Annotated in this window: 11 protein-coding genes; 4 read left to right on the top strand and 7 right to left on the bottom strand. The window is 68.5% G+C overall.

Annotation, left to right across the window (positions count from 1 at the left end; genetic code table 11):
* Positions 1-10: 10 nt before the first annotated feature.
* The 3 genes from RCO38_RS00445 to RCO38_RS00435 all read left to right on the top strand — a co-directional run bounded on the left by RCO38_RS00445 (position 11) and on the right by RCO38_RS00435 (position 3,814).
* Complete coding sequence (locus tag RCO38_RS00445) at positions 11-940, top strand: electron transfer flavoprotein subunit alpha/FixB family protein (protein WP_308326305.1); 930 nt, start codon at positions 11-13, stop codon at positions 938-940.
* Between the two features lie 73 nt (positions 941-1,013).
* Positions 1,014-2,804: an acyl-CoA dehydrogenase gene (locus RCO38_RS00440; RefSeq protein ID WP_308326304.1), complete on the top strand. Its 1,791-nt coding sequence runs from the start codon at positions 1,014-1,016 to the stop codon at positions 2,802-2,804.
* Positions 2,805-2,833: 29 nt separating this feature from the next.
* Positions 2,834-3,814 carry an NAD(P)H-dependent flavin oxidoreductase gene (locus tag RCO38_RS00435; protein WP_308326303.1) on the top strand — a complete coding sequence of 327 codons (981 nt, stop codon included), beginning with the start codon at positions 2,834-2,836 and terminating at the stop codon, positions 3,812-3,814.
* A 12-nt stretch (positions 3,815-3,826) separates the two neighbouring features.
* Here the strand turns inward: RCO38_RS00435 and RCO38_RS00430 are convergent, their stop codons facing one another.
* Positions 3,827-6,109 (bottom strand): penicillin-binding protein 1A, encoded by a 2,283-nt coding sequence (locus RCO38_RS00430; RefSeq protein ID WP_308326301.1) that lies wholly within the window; start codon positions 6,107-6,109, stop codon positions 3,827-3,829.
* Positions 6,110-6,220: 111 nt separating this feature from the next.
* Here RCO38_RS00430 and RCO38_RS00425 point away from each other — a divergent pair, with 111 nt between their 5' ends.
* On the top strand, positions 6,221-9,280 hold the full coding sequence (locus RCO38_RS00425) for a transglycosylase domain-containing protein (protein ID WP_308326300.1): 3,060 nt from the start codon (positions 6,221-6,223) through the stop codon (positions 9,278-9,280).
* Here RCO38_RS00425 and RCO38_RS00420 read toward each other — a convergent pair.
* The 6 genes from RCO38_RS00420 to RCO38_RS00395 are packed head-to-tail and all read right to left on the bottom strand — an operon-like array spanning position 9,264 to position 15,181.
* Positions 9,264-10,199, bottom strand: coding sequence for an AraC family transcriptional regulator (locus RCO38_RS00420; RefSeq protein ID WP_308326299.1), 936 nt, complete (start codon positions 10,197-10,199; stop codon positions 9,264-9,266). The two genes, RCO38_RS00425 and RCO38_RS00420, sit on opposite strands and share 17 nt — an antisense overlap.
* A gap of 39 nt (positions 10,200-10,238) precedes the next feature.
* On the bottom strand, positions 10,239-11,642 hold the full coding sequence (dalD, locus tag RCO38_RS00415) for a D-arabinitol 4-dehydrogenase (protein ID WP_308326298.1): 1,404 nt from the start codon (positions 11,640-11,642) through the stop codon (positions 10,239-10,241).
* A 25-nt stretch (positions 11,643-11,667) separates the two neighbouring features.
* On the bottom strand, positions 11,668-12,402 hold the full coding sequence (locus RCO38_RS00410) for an SDR family oxidoreductase (protein ID WP_308326297.1): 735 nt from the start codon (positions 12,400-12,402) through the stop codon (positions 11,668-11,670).
* Between the two features lie 4 nt (positions 12,403-12,406).
* Positions 12,407-13,450: an ABC transporter ATP-binding protein gene (locus RCO38_RS00405; RefSeq protein ID WP_308326296.1), complete on the bottom strand. Its 1,044-nt coding sequence runs from the start codon at positions 13,448-13,450 to the stop codon at positions 12,407-12,409.
* A 20-nt stretch (positions 13,451-13,470) separates the two neighbouring features.
* Positions 13,471-14,301: a carbohydrate ABC transporter permease gene (locus RCO38_RS00400; protein ID WP_308326295.1), complete on the bottom strand. Its 831-nt coding sequence runs from the start codon at positions 14,299-14,301 to the stop codon at positions 13,471-13,473.
* 7 nt (positions 14,302-14,308) lie between these two features.
* Entirely contained in the window at positions 14,309-15,181 is an 873-nt protein-coding gene (locus tag RCO38_RS00395) for a carbohydrate ABC transporter permease (RefSeq protein WP_308326294.1), read from the bottom strand.
* Between the last annotated feature and the right edge of the window lie 15 nt (positions 15,182-15,196).

The following is a 15,196-nucleotide window of genomic DNA, read 5'->3' as shown; positions in this document are numbered from 1 at the left end:
AAGAAACAACATGACCGCACTCGTCATTGCCGAACACGACAACGCCTCCATCAAGGGCGCAACCCTCAACACCGTGACCGCTGCCGCTGCCTGTGGTGGTGATGTCCACGTCCTCGTGGCCGGCCACAACGCCGCCGCCGCCGCCGCCGCTGCTGCGCAGATCGCCGGTGTCGCCAAAGTCATCCATGCCGACGGCGAAGGCTTCGCCCACGGCCTGGCCGAAAACGTCGCCGCCCAGGTGCTGGCCATCGCCTCTGGCTACAGCCACATCCTGTTCCCCGCCACCGCCAGCGGCAAGAACGTGGCTCCCCGCGTGGCCGCCAAGCTGGACGTGGCCCAGATCAGCGACATCACCAAGGTGATCAGCGCCGACACCTTCGAGCGCCCGATCTACGCCGGCAATGCGATTGCCACGGTGCAGAGCGGCGACGCCACCAAGGTCATCACCGTGCGCACCACCGGCTTCGACGCTGCGGGACAGGGCGGCTCGGCCGCCGTGGAGACCGTCGCTGCCGCCGCGGGCAACGGCAAAAGCGCCTACCTGGGCAGCGAGATCGCCAAGAACGACCGCCCCGAACTCACCGCCGCCAAGATCATCGTCTCAGGTGGCCGTGCGCTGGGCAGCAGCGAGAAGTTCAACGAAGTGATGACCCCGCTGGCCGACAAGCTGGGCGCGGCCATCGGCGCCAGCCGGGCCGCGGTGGACGCCGGTTACGCGCCCAACGACCTGCAGGTCGGCCAGACCGGCAAGATTGTGGCGCCGCAGCTGTACATCGCTGCGGGCATTTCGGGCGCGATCCAGCATCTGGCCGGCATGAAGGATTCGAAGGTGATCGTGGCGATCAACAAGGACCCTGAGGCCCCGATCTTCAGCGTGGCCGACTACGGTCTGGAGGCCGACCTGTTCACGGCCGTGCCGGAACTGGTGTCGAAGCTGTAAGCCGACGGCACGCACAAGGGCATCGCATGCGATGCCCTTTTTTTGCACCTGCATTCCCATTTGGAGACCCAAGATGAGCTACACCGCCCCCCTCAAGGACATGCTGTTCAACATCGAGCACCTGGCGCGCATCGACCAGGTGGCGCAGTTGCCCGGTTTTGAAGACGCCGGTCTGGAAACCGCGCAGGCCGTGCTGGAGGAGTGCGCCAAGCTCAACGAAGGCGTGATCGCGCCGCTGAACTGGGAGGGCGACAAAAACCCGTCGTTCTTCAAGGACGGCAACGTCACCACCACGCCCGGCTTCAAGGAGGCTTTCAGGCAGTACGCCGAAGGCGGATGGCAGGGCCTGCAGCATCCGGTGGACTTCGGCGGCCAGGGCCTGCCCAAGACCATCGGCGCGGCGTGCGGCGAAATCCTCAACAGCGCCAACATGAGCTTTGCGCTGTGCCCGCTGCTGACCGACGGCGCCATCGAAGCGCTGCTGACGGCCGGCTCCGACCAGCTCAAGGAGACCTACCTGGAGAAACTGGTCAGCGGCCAGTGGACCGGCACCATGAACCTGACCGAGCCGCAGGCCGGCTCCGACCTGGCCGCCGTGCGCAGCCGCGCCGAGCCGCAGCCCGACGGCACCTACAAGGTGTTCGGCACCAAGATCTTCATCACCTACGGTGAACACGATATGGCCGAGAACATCGTCCACTTGGTGCTGGCCCGCGTGACCGGCGCGCCCGAGGGTGTCAAGGGCATCAGCCTCTTCGTGGTGCCCAAGTTTCTGGTGAACGCCGACGGCTCTCTGGGCGCGCGCAACGACGTGCACTGTGTGTCCATCGAGCACAAGATGGGCATCAAGGCCTCGCCCACCGCCGTGCTGCAGTACGGAGACCACGGCGGCGCCATCGGCTACCTGGTCGGCGAAGAAAACCGGGGCCTCGAGTACATGTTCATCATGATGAACGCCGCCCGCTACGCCGTGGGCGTGCAGGGCATCAGCGTCTCCGAGCGGGCATACCAGAAGGCGGTGCAGTACGCCAAGGACCGCGTGCAGAGCCGCCCGGTGGACGGCAGCTTCACCACGGCCGCGCCCATCATCCACCACGCCGACGTCAAGCGCATGCTCATGACCATGCGCGCCGCCACCGAAGGCTGCCGCGCCATGGCCAGTGTGGCCGCGGCGGCCTACGACGCCGCCCACCACCATCCGGACGCCGAGGTGCGCAAGCAGAACGCCACCTTCTACGAATTCTTGGTGCCGCTGGTCAAGGGCTACAGCACCGAGATGAGCCTGGAGGTCACTTCGCTGGGCGTGCAGGTGCACGGCGGCATGGGCTTCATCGAAGAGACCGGTGCGGCGCAGTACTACCGCGACGCCAAGATCCTGACCATCTACGAAGGCACGACCGCGATCCAGGCCAACGACCTGGTGGGTCGCAAGACCGCGCGCGACGGCGGCACCTCGGCAAAAGCCATCGCGGCGCAGATCGAGAAGACCGAGGCCGAACTCAAGGCCCGTGGCAGCGCCAACGCGCTCGCCGTCGCCAAGCGCCTGGCGGCTGCGCGCCAGGCCTTCATCGACGTGGTGGACTTCATCGCCGCCAACACCAGGAGCAACCCGAACGCTGCGTTTGCCGGCAGCGTGCCCTATCTGATGCTGGCCGGCAACCTGATGGCGGGCTGGCAACTGGCGCGCGCATTGCTGGTGGCCGAAGACCTGTCCGCCAAGGGACAGGACGTGCCCTTCATGCAGGCCAAGATCACGACCGCCCGCTTCTACGCCGACCACCTGCTCAGCCGCGCCCCGGGCGTGCGCGACGCCATCGTCGAAGGTGCCGAGGCTGTGACCGCGCTGCCCGCCGAAGCCTTCTGATTTCCGACACCGACCAGACTGGAGACGACATGACCCAACGCCAACGCCACCTGCCCCCGGTGCTGCAGAACCTGCCGTTCCCGGTGATCGGTTCGCCGCTGTTCATCATCAGCAACCCCAAACTGGTCATCGCCCAGTGCAAGGCGGGGGTGGTGGGTTCCATGCCCGCGCTCAATGCGCGCCCGGCCTCGCAGCTGGACGAGTGGCTGGCCGAGATCACCGAGGCGTTGGCCGCGCACGACAAGGCGAACCCGGACCAGAAGGCGGCGCCGTTCGCCATCAACCAGATCGTGCACAAGAGCAACGACCGGCTGGAGCACGACCTGCAGCTGTGCGCCAAGTACAAGGTGCCCATCATCATCACCAGCCTGGGGGCGCGCGAAGACGTGAACCAGGCGGTGCACGGCTGGGGTGGCGTGGTGATGCACGACGTCATCAACAACGTGTTTGCCCGCAAGGCGATCGAAAAGGGGGCCGACGGCCTGATCCCGGTGGCGGCCGGTGCCGGGGGCCACGCCAGCGTCAAGAGCCCCTTCGCCATGGTCCAGGAGATCCGCGAGTGGTTCGATGGCCCGGTGGCGCTGTCGGGCTCCATCGCCTCGGGGGGCGCCATCCTGGCGGCGCAGGCCATGGGCGCCGACTTCGCGTACATCGGTTCGGCCTTCATCGCCACCGACGAGGCACGCGCTGTAGAGGGTTACAAGCAGATGATCACCGAGTGCAACTCGGACGACATCGTCTACAGCAACTTCTACACCGGCGTGCACGGCAACTACCTCAAGGGCAGCATCCGCAACGCCGGGATGGACCCGGACAACCTGCCGGTCAGCGACCCGAGCAAGATGAACTTCAGCACCGGCGAAGGCGCCAACGCGGCCAAGGCCTGGAAGGACATCTGGGGCTGTGGCCAGGGCATTGGCGCCATCCGCGAGGTGGTGCCGGCGGCCGATCTGGTGGCGCGCTTCCGGCGCGAGTACGCCGAGGCGAAGGCCCGCATTTGCGCAGGCTGACGCCGCCCGCGTTCAGTTCTTGAACAGCTCCCGGATCGCATCGAGGATCGTCGGCGGTCCGGCGTACTGCGCACCCGCCGCGTCCTGGATGGTGGCCACGGCGCCACCATTGGCCCATTCGGCGTAGAGCCAGTCGTCGTCCACTCGGGTCAGGCCGGCCGGGGCTTCGCCCGCAGCGGCCACCGGCACACCCTTGAGTGCCGCGGCCATGTAGTCGGTCCAGATCGGCAACGCCAGCCGGCCGCCCGACTCGTGGTCGCCCAGACTGCGGGGCTGGTCGTGCCCCAGCCAGACCACGGCGGCCACGCTCGGGTGGTAGCCGGCGAACCAGGCGTCGAGCACGTCGTTGGTGGTGCCGGTCTTGCCGTAGATGTCGCTGCGCTTGAGCCGGGCCTGCGCCCGGGCGGCGGTGCCGACACGTGTCACGTCGTTGAGCAGGCTGCTCATCACATAGGCGTTGCGCGCCGGAATCGACCGGCTTTCTTCGGTCAGCACGGGCGCCGCGGGCGCCTCGAACAGCACCTTGCCCTGGGCATCGGCGATCTTCTCGATCACCACCGGTTCGACCGACCAGCCACCGTTCGCCAGCGTGGCGTAGGCGCGTGCCATCTGCAGCGGCGTGACCTGCCCGGTGCCCAGCGCCAGCGTGAGGTTGTCGGGCTGTTTGGCGACGTCGAGACCGAACCGCCCCAGCCAGTCGCGCGCGCGCTGCGTGCCGGTGTGTTGCAGCACACGCACGCTCACGAGGTTGCTTGATTTCGCCAGTGCGTTGCGCACCGTCAGCGGCTCGCCGGTGGCGCTGCCGCTGTTGCCGGGTGACCAGCCGTTGGGCGCGGTGAAGGGGCCGTCGTCGACGAGGGTCGAGGGCATGACCCGCTCTTCCAGTGCGGCCGAATACAGCAGGGGTTTGATGGTGGAGCCGGGCTGGCGCCAGCCCTGGGTGACGTGGTTGAAGGGCTGGCGAGCGAAGTCGAAGCCGCCGACCAGTGCCCGCACGCGGCCGGTGCGCGTGTCCAGCGCGACCAGCGCGGCTTCGGCCTCGGGCCACTGCGTGATCGACCACTCCTTGCCACTGCCGACCACGCGCAGCACCGAGCCCCGCTGAATGCGCAGTACGTCCTTGGCCTTGGGCGAGAGGCCGGCCTGGGCCCAGCGCAGCCCTTCACCCTTGATGCGCACCTGTTCGCCGGTGGCGAGCTGAACGCGCACTTCCTTGGTGGAGGCGCTCAGCACAATGGCGGCGCGCAGCGTGTCGTCGTCGCGGTGGTCCTTGAGCGCCTCGGCGGCGGCGCGTTCCAGCTCGGCATCGTCCGCGGCCGGCAGGTCTTCGCGTGCCTCGGGCCCCCGCCAGGGGTTGCGGCGGTCCTGCGCGAGCACCCCGCGCTGCACCGCGGCGTAGGCCGCGCGCTGGTCGGCCGCGCGCAGCGAGGTGGTGACACGGATGCCGCGCGAATAGGCGGCTTCTCCGAAGCGCTCGAACACCACCCGCCGCGCCATTTCGGCCACATGGGCCGCGTCCACATCGCGCTGGCTGGGCGAGCGCAGGGTGATCTTCTCGGCGCGCGCCGCGGCCAGCTGGGCATCGTTGATCACGCCGACCGCGTGCATGCGCTGCAGCACGACGCGCTGGCGCGCCGTGGCACGTTCCATGTTGGCCACCGGGTTGGCGTAGTACGGGTTCTGCGGCAGGCCGGCGAGCATGGCGGTTTCGGCCACGGTGAGCTGGTCCATGGGCTTGCCGAAGTAGGTCATCGCGGCGGCGGCAAAACCATAGGCCCGCTGGCCCAGGAAGATCTCGTTGAGGTAGATCTCCAGGATGCGGTCCTTGGACAGCGCCTCTTCGACCTTGAAGGCCAGCAGGATTTCCTTGGCCTTGCGTTCCACGGTGAGTTCGCGCGTGAGCAGCATGGTGCGCACCAGCTGCTGAGTGATGGTGCTGGCTCCCTGCTTGCGGCCGCCGGTGATCAGGGCCAGCGCGGCGCGGGCCATGCCCTTGGGATCGACGCCGGAGTGTTCGCGAAAGCGGGCATCCTCGACCGCCAGCACCGCGTCCTGCAGCAGCTTGGGGGTCCTGGACAGAGGCACGTATTCACGCCGTTCGGCACCGAACTGGGCCAGCTCCACGCCGTCGGCGGTGAACACCTGCAGGGGCAGTTTCGGCTGGTAGTGGACGATCCTGTCGATGGGGGGCAGGTCGAACGTGGAGGCGTGGGCCGCTGGCACGGTCAGCAGCAGTGGGGCGGGGGCGGCGAGGGCCAGGCCCAGCAGGAGACGGCGCGAGAGACGCAAAGACATGGACCAGAATTATCCGGTCGGCGTATGCGCCCGAGGTGAATGGCAGGTAACCGAATGTGCCATCCCTCTGGGTCGTTCCGGTGGCTGGGCTGATGGCCCACAATTGTTGCGATGCAGCAGATGGAACCCTCATTGACCGAAGAGCACAGTGCCGCCACCGCCGGTGCGGGGCGTGGGTGGCGTCCGTCCCGGCGTGCGGTGCTGCTCGGCGGGACGCTGCTGCTGGCCGGGGCGGGCATGGGCGGGTTGCTGGTGTACGAAGCCGGGACCTCCCGCCTGCAGGCCCACTACCTGAGCCGCTACGCCGCCGGACTCGGCCACCAGACGGCCCCGGGTGCGGGCGACGCGCCGCGCTTCCCGACCCACGGCCCCTTCGACCAGCGCATGGGCTACACCGCCATTCCGGACATCGTGAGCCGGCTGGCACCGCGCGGATTCGTGGTCACCGAACAGGCCCGGCAGAGCGCCGAGCTGCGGGCCCACCTGGACCGTGGCCTGTACGCGCCCTACGAAGAAAAGAGCAGGGCGGGCCTGACCGTGCTGGACTGTCACCGCGCGCCGGTCTACAGCTTCCGCTACCCCTACCGGACCTTCGAGCGCTTCGAGCAGGTGCCCCAGGTGGTGACCCAGGCCCTGATGTTTATCGAGAACCGCGACCTGCTCGATCCCGACCGGCCGCAGATGAACCCGGCGGTGGACTGGGTGCGCTTCACGCGCGCCGTGCTGGGCCAGTTGGGCAGCCGCATCGACCCCGGGTTCGACACGCCCGGCGGCAGCACGCTGGCCACCCAGATCGAGAAGTACCGCCATTCGCCCGACGGCATCACCCACGATGCGCGCGAGAAGCTGCGCCAGATGGCCTCTGCCTCGGTGCGCGCCTACCGGCGAGGTGCCGACACGCTGCCGGTGCGTCGCCAGATCCTGCTGGACTATCTGAACACAGTGCCGCTGTCGGCTGCGCCGCGCCATGGCGAGGTGCACGGGCTGGGCGACGGTCTGTGGGTGTGGTTCGGCACCGATCTGGCGCGGGCGCGGGCGCTGCTGACGCCCGCCCAGGGCCTGGCCGCCGACCCGGCCGAGCGGGCCCAGGTGCTGCGGCAGGTGGTGGCGCTGATGGTGGCTCACCGCCGCCCGTCCTGGTACCTCGCCGAAGGGCGTGACGACCTCGACCAGATCACCGACGCCTACCTGCGCCTGCTGGCGACCGAAGGCATCATCGACACCGGCTGGCGCGACGCCGCCCTGCGGCAGCGGCTGGTGTTCCGCGACATGGTCCGCCAGCCGCCGAAGCTGCCCGCCAGCCCGGGCAAGGGCACCACCGCGGCGCGCGGCCGCGTGGCGGGATGGCTGGGCACCTCGCTCTACGACCTCGACCGGTTCGACGCCCGTCTGGACTCCACCCTGAACGCGGGGCTCCAGGATGCCGTCGGTGCCTACCTCGGCCGCCTGGGCGATCCTGAGTTCGCGCGCAGCCAGGGCCTGATCGGCGAGCGCCTGCTGCAACCCGGCATGCTGGGCGCGGTGCGCTACAGCTTCACCCTGCTTGAACGCACGCCCGAAGGCAACGAGGTGCGCGTGCAGACCGACACCACCAACCAGCCGCTGGACATCAACGAGGGCAGCAAGCTCGAACTGGGCTCCACCGCCAAACTGCGGGTGCTCGCCACCTATCTGGAGCTGGTGGCCGAACTGCACGCCCGCCTGGCGCCGCAGGACCCCAAGACCCTGGGCCGCATTGCCTTCGACCGGCAGGACTCGCTCACCCGCTGGGCGGTACAGCACCTGAGCACCCACCCCGATCGCAGCCTGGACGCCATGCTGGAGGCGGCGCTGGAGCGCCGGTTCTCGGCCGATCCGGGCGAGCGCTTCTTCACCGGCGGCGGGCTGCACAGCTTCAACAACTTCAACGCCGACGACAACGGCCGCACGCCGACGGTGCGCGAGGCCATGCAGGCCTCGATCAACCTGCCGTTCGTGCGGCTGATGCGTGAGGTGGTGCGCCACACCATGTACCAGGTGCCGGGCAGCACCGCGCGCCTGCTGGAAGACGGCCAGGACCCGCGCCGCAGCGCTTATCTGGCGCGCTTTGCCGACCGCGAGGGACAGACCTTTCTGCGCCGCTTCTGGCGCAAGGCCGAACAGCGCAACCCCGCCGAGCTGCGCGCCCTGCTGCTGGACGGGCTGCGCCCCACCCCCGAGCGGCTGGCTGCGGTGTTCCGCTACCTGGAGCCCGGCGCCAGCGCCGAGGTGCTGGGCGTGTTCCTGCGCGAGCGCCTAGGGGAGAAGGCGCCCGATGCCGCACGCGTGGAGCGACTGCATGAGCGCTTTGCACTGGACGCGCTGGACCTGCCCGACCGCGGCTACGTGGCCGGCGTGCACCCGCTCGAACTCTGGCTGGTGGCCTTCCGCCTGCAACACCCCGGCGCCAGCCTGTCGCAGGCGCTGGAGGACAGCGCCGACGAGCGACAGGCGGTTTACGGCTGGCTGTTCCGCACCCGCGTCAAAAGCGCGCAGGACACCCGCATCCACACCCTGCTGGAAGTGGAGGCCTTTCTCGAGATCCACAGCCGCTGGTCCCGCCTGGGCTATCCCTTCGGCCACCTCGTGCCTTCGCTGGCCACGGCGCTGGGCAGTTCGGGCGACCGGCCCGCGGCCCTGGCCGAGCTGATGGGCGTCATCGTCAACGACGGGGTGCGCCTGCCCACCCGCCACATCACCGGTCTGCACCTGGCTGCGGGCACACCGTGGGAGACGGCGCTGGGCCGCAGCGCGGCGCAGGGCGAGCGCGTCATGGCGCCCGAGGTGGCGCGGGCGCTGCGCAAGGCCCTGTCCGAGGTGGTGGAGCGGGGCACCGCGCGCCGCCTCTCCGGCAGCTTCAAGACCGAGGGCGGCGAAGACCTGTCACCGGGCGGCAAGACCGGCACCGGCGACAACCGCGTGGTGGTGCGCGGGCGCGCCGCGCTGTCGCTCAACCGCACCGCCACCTTCGTGTTCCATCTCGGGCCGCGCTACTTCGGCAGCCTCACCGCCTATGTGGTGGGACCGGACGCCGCGCGCTACCGCTTCACGTCCGGCCTGCCGGTGCAGATCCTGACCTCGATGGGGCCGGGCCTGATGCCCTATCTGGACAGCACCCAGGGCCGCACCTGCCCGGTCACGCCGCGCCCTTGAAGCGCGTGAGGCTCTGGCGCCGGAACTCGGTGGGCGTCATGCCCTTGATTTCCAGAAAGCGCCGGTTGAAGTTGGCCACGTTGTTGAAGCCGACCTCGTAGCAGATGTGGGTGACCTGCTGGTCGGTGTCCATCAGCAGCTGGCAGGCGCGGCTGATGCGCACGCGGTTGACGAAGTCGGTGAAGGTGTTGCCGGTGGCCTTGCGGAAAAAGCGGCTGAAGCGGCTCTCGCTCATGCCCAGCTCGGCCGCCAGCGCGCCGGCCGAGTGGTCGTCGGCCAGGTGGTCTGTGATGCGGCTGACAACGGCGTGGATCTGGTCGATCGAGGCGTCGTCGTCGTCGCTCTGCAGCTGCACGCTGGAGAGCAGCCGGTAGTCGGTGCAGGCCGTGAGGTCGGCCATGAAATCGCAGAAGGCGGTGAGCCGCCGCAAGCCGCGCGCATTCTTCACGCGGTGCCAGTGCCGCTCGGCCGCTTCGGACATCCCGAAGAACTCGATGCCGTGTTTGGCGCGTTCCAGCAGGGGCAGCACCTCGCGCAGTTCTGGAATGGTTTCGGCGGCGCGGGTCAGGGGTTCGTGGGTGAACTGGATCACCAGGTCGCGCTGCGCCACGCCGCCTTCGGGCATGTCCATCGTGACCCAGTTGTGCGGCAGGCGCGGGCCGGTGAGCACCAGCTGGCCGGCCTGGAAGGGGCCGATCCAGTCGCCCACGAACACCTTGCCGCTGGTGCTGGTGATCAGGTGCAGCTCGTACTCGTCGTGGTAGTGCCAGCGCGCCAGTGGCGTCGGGAAGCCGTGGGAGAGACAGCGCACGAAGCCGACGTCGGAGGACAGCTCGTAGCCCAGGTCGGGCGAGCGCACGAACTCGTGTTCCAGCTCGGGCTTGAGCTGGCGTGGGGCGGTGGGCACTTTCACGGTCATGGCGGGCTCCGGCGGCGGTGGCACCTAAGGTACACCGGTTCAGGCTCCGGCGCGCTCCTTCACGAACGCCTGCACGCGGGCAAAGGCCTTGCGCAGGGTCGCGACCAATTCAGGCCGGCCGGCCATCTCGCCCCAGAGCGTGGTGTCGGCGGCATAGGCCGCCACCGGGTCGGCGGCCTCGCAGATGGCATGCGCCGCGGCCGGGTCCATGGCCTGGTCCTGGTAGGTGTAGGGGATCTGGCCGGCGTGCCAGCGCTGCAGGTAGGCCAGGAACAGCGCGGGCAGCAGGGCCACGCTGTCGAAGCTGCCGCCGCGCGCGAGCTGGTCGCGGATGGTGGGCGCGATCATGCCGGGGATCTTGGAGAACGCATCCATCGCCACGCGCTGGTTGGTGTCGGCGATGGCCGGGTTGCCGAAGCGGTCGAGCACCACGTCGCGGTACCTGGGCAGGTCGATCGGGCAGGGCTTCTGCGGTGAATGAAGCACCGGGATCGCGTCGTCGGTCACGTAGTCGTAGGCCATCTGCCGGATCTCCGGGTCCAGCGTGCCTTCGTGGATGTAGAGGTAGCCCGCCAGTGTGCCGGCCCAGGCGATGCAGCTGTGGGTGGCGTTGAGCAGGCGGATCTTGGCCTCCTCATGAGCCTGCACCGAGTTCACCATCTCGACACCAACCTTCTCCCACTCGGGGCGGCCGGCGATGAAGTTGTCCTCGATCACCCACTGGATGAAGCTCTCGCCCATGAGGGCGGCCCGGTCGTCCCAGCCGGTGGCGGCCTTCACGCGCTCGGCCACGTCGGGCGTGGGGCGCGGCGTGATGCGGTCGACCATGGCGTTGGGGCTGGTGGTGTTCGCCTCCACCCAGGCGCGCAGCGCGCTGTCGCCCAGCGCGCCGATGAACTGCAGCAGGCCACCGCGCGAACGCTCGCCGTTGTGGCGCAGGTTGTCACAGTTCATCAGCGTCACCGGGCCGGCGCCGGCCTTCATGCGCGCCCGCAGGATGCTCACCAGACCGCCGTAGATGGTGTGGCCGGCATGGCCGGCCTTGACGGCTTCCAGGTCGGCGCGCAGGTCGGGGAAGGTGGCCCAGTCGAGCCGGTTGTCCGCGTCGAGGTAGTAGCCGGCCTCGGTGACCGTGAAGCTGATGATGCGGGTGGCCGGGTCGGCGCCGGTGGCGATCAGCGGGGCCAGGTCGTCCTGGTACGGGATCACACGCTGGATCGACTCGATGACCGTGTAGCTGCGCTCGCCCTGGGGCGTGACGGTCTCCAGCGTGTAGCGGCCGCCCTGTGCCTGCAGGGCCGCAATCGTGTCGGCCATGTCGGGGCGCAGGTTGCCGCCGGCGATGGCCCAGCGCCGATCGCCCTGCTGGTGCAGCTGGTGGATGTAGACGGCCTGGTGGGCGCGGTGGAACGAGCCCAGGCCCAGATGCAGGATGAAATTCATGGTGCGTCGGTGAGAAGTAGGCGTGTCAGAGATCGAAGTTCGTGGGCATGAGCACGACGTCGCGGATGGTCATGCCGCGCGGTCGGGTCAGCATGAACAGCAGCACCTCGGCCACCTCGGCGGCTTCGATCAGGCTGCCGCTGGCCTTGGCCTCGGCGAGTTTTTCGGCCGGCCAGTCGGACAGCAGCGAGGTGATGACCGGGCCGGGCGAGACCGAACCCACGCGGATGCCGTGCTTGAACATCTGCCGCCGCACGGTCTGCACGAAGCAGTCGATGGCCCACTTGGACGAGGCGTAGACCGGCTCCCAGGGGGTGGGGAAGTGCGCGGCCAGCGAGCTGGTGACGAGGATGTCGCCCGTGCCGCGGCCGATCATGTGCGGCAGCACGTTGTGCACGTTCTTCATCACCACGTTCACGTTGAGGTTCAGCATGCGGTCGATGGCCTCGGGCGTGGTGTCCAGCAGGTCGCCACCGACGTAGAGGCCCGCGTTGGCGTGGAAGATGTCCAGCTGGCCGGTCAGTGTCAGCGTGCGGTCCAGCAGGCTGTTGCACTGCGCCGGGTCCAGCAGGTCCAGCACCAGCGGCAGGGCGTTGTCGCCGATGGCGGCGCAGGCCTTGGCCAGCGCGACGGCGTCGCGGTCGATCAGCAGCACGCGAGCGCCGGCATCGGCCATGGCCTTCGCGCTGGCGAAACCGATGCCCGAGGCCGCGCCGGTGACGGCGGCGGTCTTGCCTTGCAAGGGAAGCGATGGGCTCATGGCGTCAGGCGGCGCGGGCGGCGACCACGCGGCCGGCGGTGTCGAACCAGTGGGCCTGCGAGGCGTCGATGTCCAGGCTGACGGCATCGCCGGCGTGCAGGCCGGTGCGCTCGTTCTGGCGCGCCACGAACTGCGCACCGTTGGGCGTGCTCACGTAGATCAGGGTCTCGGCGCCCAGGGCTTCGACCAGGTCGACCTGGCCGCTCACCGGCGTGCTGCCGGTGCTGCGCACGCTCACGTTCTCCGGCCGCAGGCCGATGGCGCCACCCACGGCACCGGCCGGCGCCTGCTGGGCTACCACGGCGGGCACCTGCTGCAGCGGCACCACGTTCATCTGCGGCGTGCCGATGAACTGCGCCACGAACTGGTTGGCGGGCCGGTCGTACAGCTCCAGCGGCGTGCCCACCTGCTCGATGATGCCGTCGCGCAGCACGACGACCTTGTCGGCCAGCGTCATGGCCTCGACCTGATCGTGCGTCACGTAGATGGTGGTGGCGCCCAGGTCTCGGTGCAGCTTGGCGATCTCCACCCGGGTCTGGCCGCGCAGCGCGGCGTCCAGGTTGGACAGCGGCTCGTCGAACAGGAACACCTTGGGCGAACGCACGATGGCGCGGCCGATGGCCACGCGCTGGCGCTGGCCGCCCGAGAGCTCCTTGGGCGTGCGCTGAAGGTACTGGGTGAGGTTGAGGATGCGCGCCGCGTTCTGCACCTTCTCGTCGATGACCTTCGGGTCGACCTTGGCCAGCTTGAGCGCGAAGCACATGTTTTCGTACACGCTCATGTGCGGGTACAGCGCGTAGCTCTGGAACACCATCGCCAGGTCGCGCTTGGACGAGGGCGCGTGGGTGATGTCCTTGCCGTCGAGCACCAGCGAACCGCCGTCGATGTGTTCGAGCCCGGCGATGAGGCGCAGCAGTGTGGACTTGCCGCAGCCCGAGGGCCCGACGAAGACGATGAACTCGCCCTTCTCGATGGACAGGTCGATGCCTTTGATGGCGCGGTGGTCACCGAAGAACTTCTCGATGCCTTGGAGTTGGAGATAGGCCATGGGATGTCTCTTGTGTGTGATTACTTGACCGCACCGAACGTGAGGCCCTGAACGAGTTGCTTCTGGCTGAACCAGCCGAACACGACGATGGGCGCGATGGCCATGAGCGAGGCCGCGGACAGCTTGGCCCAGAACAGGCCTTCGGGGCTGGAGTAGCTGGCGATCAGCGTGGCCAGGGTGCCGGCCTTGGCCGAGCTGAGGTTCAGGCTCCAGAAGGCCTCGTTCCAGCTGAGCACCAGGCACAGCAGGCCGGTGGAGGCCAGGCCGCCCATGCCCAGCGGCAGCAGCACCTTGGTGGCCTCCTGCCAGAGCGTGGCGCCGTCCATGCGCGCGGCCTCCAGGATCTCGTGCGGGATCTCCTTGAAGGACGAGTACAGCATCCAGACCATGATGGGCAGGTTGGACAGCGTGAACACGATGATCAGGCCCAACTGCGTGTCCAGCAGCTGGCTCTTCTGCGCCATGACGTAGATGGGCACCAGGGCGCCGACGGCGGGCATCATCTTGGTCGACAGCATCCACATCAGGATGTCCTTGTCGCGCTGGCCCTTGTGGAAGGCCATGGCGTAGGCGGCGGGCGCGGCAATCGCCAGGCCGACCAGCGTGGACACCACGCTGGTGACCACCGAGTTCCAGGCGTAGTGCAGGTAGTCCGAGCGCTCCTGCACCTCGTGGAAGTTCTCCAGCGTGGGCGAGAAGAACAGCTCGGGCGGCACCGCGATGGCCTGCAGCTCGGTCTTGAACGCGGTCAGCAGCAGCCAGCCCAGGGGGAAGAACAGCAGCAGGGCCACGGCCCAGGCGGCCACGGTGCGCACCGCGTAGGCGGGGGTGAAGGTGGATTGACGTGCCATCTCGATCTCACTTGTCCAAATTTTTCCCAACCATGCGGATCAGGAAGATCGCGGCGATGTTGGCCAGCAGCACGGCGAACAGGGCACCCGCCGAGGCCACACCGGCGTCGAAGTTCAGCAGTGCCTGCTTGAAGATCAGGAAGGCCACGTTGGTGCTGGCGTCGCCCGGGCCACCGCCGGTGGTGGTGTAGATCTCGGCGAAGACCGAGAGCAAAAAGATCAGCTCGATCATCACGACCACGGCCACCGAGCGGCCCAGGTGCGGGATGTAGAGGTAGCGCAGCTGCTGGCCGTAGGTGGCGCCGTCCATGCGCGCGGCCTCCAGCTGCTCGCGGTCCATGCTCTGCAGCGCGGTCATGAAGATCAGCGTGGCAAAAGGCAGCCACTGCCAGGACACCATCACGATCACCGAGAACAGCGGATGGTCGGTGAGCCAGTCCACCGGGGCGGCGCCGAAGAAGGCCCAGACCTGGGCCAGCACGCCGTAGATGGGGTTCATCATCATGTTCTTCCACATCAGCGCGTTGACCGTGGGCATGACGAAGAAGGGCGAGATCAGCAGCACGCGCACGATGCCGCGGCCGGCGAAGGGCTCGTTGATCAGCAGGGCGATGGCCACGCCCAGGATCACGGTGATGAGGATGACGCTGCCCAGCAGCAGGATGGTGTTGATCACCGAGGTCGTGAACGAGGGATCGGTCACGAAGTATTCGAAGTTCTCCAGCCCGACGAAGCCGCTCTGGTCGGGTTGCATCAGGTTGTAGCGGATGACGGAGAAATAGAGCGTCATCACCAGCGGCACGATCATCCACAGGAAGAGCGTGGCCACCGCGGGCGTCAGCAGCAGACGCGGCAGGGTGCGCGATGTGGGGCGGTTCATGGCCATGGGCGTGAG

Origin of the sequence: Hydrogenophaga pseudoflava (genome assembly GCF_031020795.1) — a bacterium.
Taxonomy (GTDB): domain Bacteria; phylum Pseudomonadota; class Gammaproteobacteria; order Burkholderiales; family Burkholderiaceae_C; genus Hydrogenophaga; species Hydrogenophaga pseudoflava_A.
Note: the sequence above shows the minus strand (reverse complement) of the source record. Positions and strands in the feature narration are given on the sequence as shown.

Bases quoted from the DNA above. Each gene is read 5' to 3' on its own strand.
- RCO38_RS00435 (WP_308326303.1), top strand. From the start codon at position 2,834: ATGACCCAACGCCAACGCCACCTGCCCCCGGTGCTGCAGAACCTGCCG.
- RCO38_RS00445 (WP_308326305.1), top strand. From the start codon at position 11: ATGACCGCACTCGTCATTGCCGAACACGACAACGCCTCCATCAAGGGC.
- RCO38_RS00425 (WP_308326300.1), top strand. From the start codon at position 6,221: ATGCAGCAGATGGAACCCTCATTGACCGAAGAGCACAGTGCCGCCACC.
- RCO38_RS00410 (WP_308326297.1), bottom strand. From the start codon at position 12,402: ATGAGCCCATCGCTTCCCTTGCAAGGCAAGACCGCCGCCGTCACCGGC.
- RCO38_RS00405 (WP_308326296.1), bottom strand. From the start codon at position 13,450: ATGGCCTATCTCCAACTCCAAGGCATCGAGAAGTTCTTCGGTGACCAC.
- RCO38_RS00440 (WP_308326304.1), top strand. From the start codon at position 1,014: ATGAGCTACACCGCCCCCCTCAAGGACATGCTGTTCAACATCGAGCAC.
- RCO38_RS00400 (WP_308326295.1), bottom strand. From the start codon at position 14,301: ATGGCACGTCAATCCACCTTCACCCCCGCCTACGCGGTGCGCACCGTG.
- RCO38_RS00420 (WP_308326299.1), bottom strand. From the start codon at position 10,199: ATGACCGTGAAAGTGCCCACCGCCCCACGCCAGCTCAAGCCCGAGCTG.
- dalD (WP_308326298.1), bottom strand. From the start codon at position 11,642: ATGAATTTCATCCTGCATCTGGGCCTGGGCTCGTTCCACCGCGCCCAC.
- RCO38_RS00395 (WP_308326294.1), bottom strand. From the start codon at position 15,181: ATGAACCGCCCCACATCGCGCACCCTGCCGCGTCTGCTGCTGACGCCC.
- RCO38_RS00430 (WP_308326301.1), bottom strand. From the start codon at position 6,109: ATGTCTTTGCGTCTCTCGCGCCGTCTCCTGCTGGGCCTGGCCCTCGCC.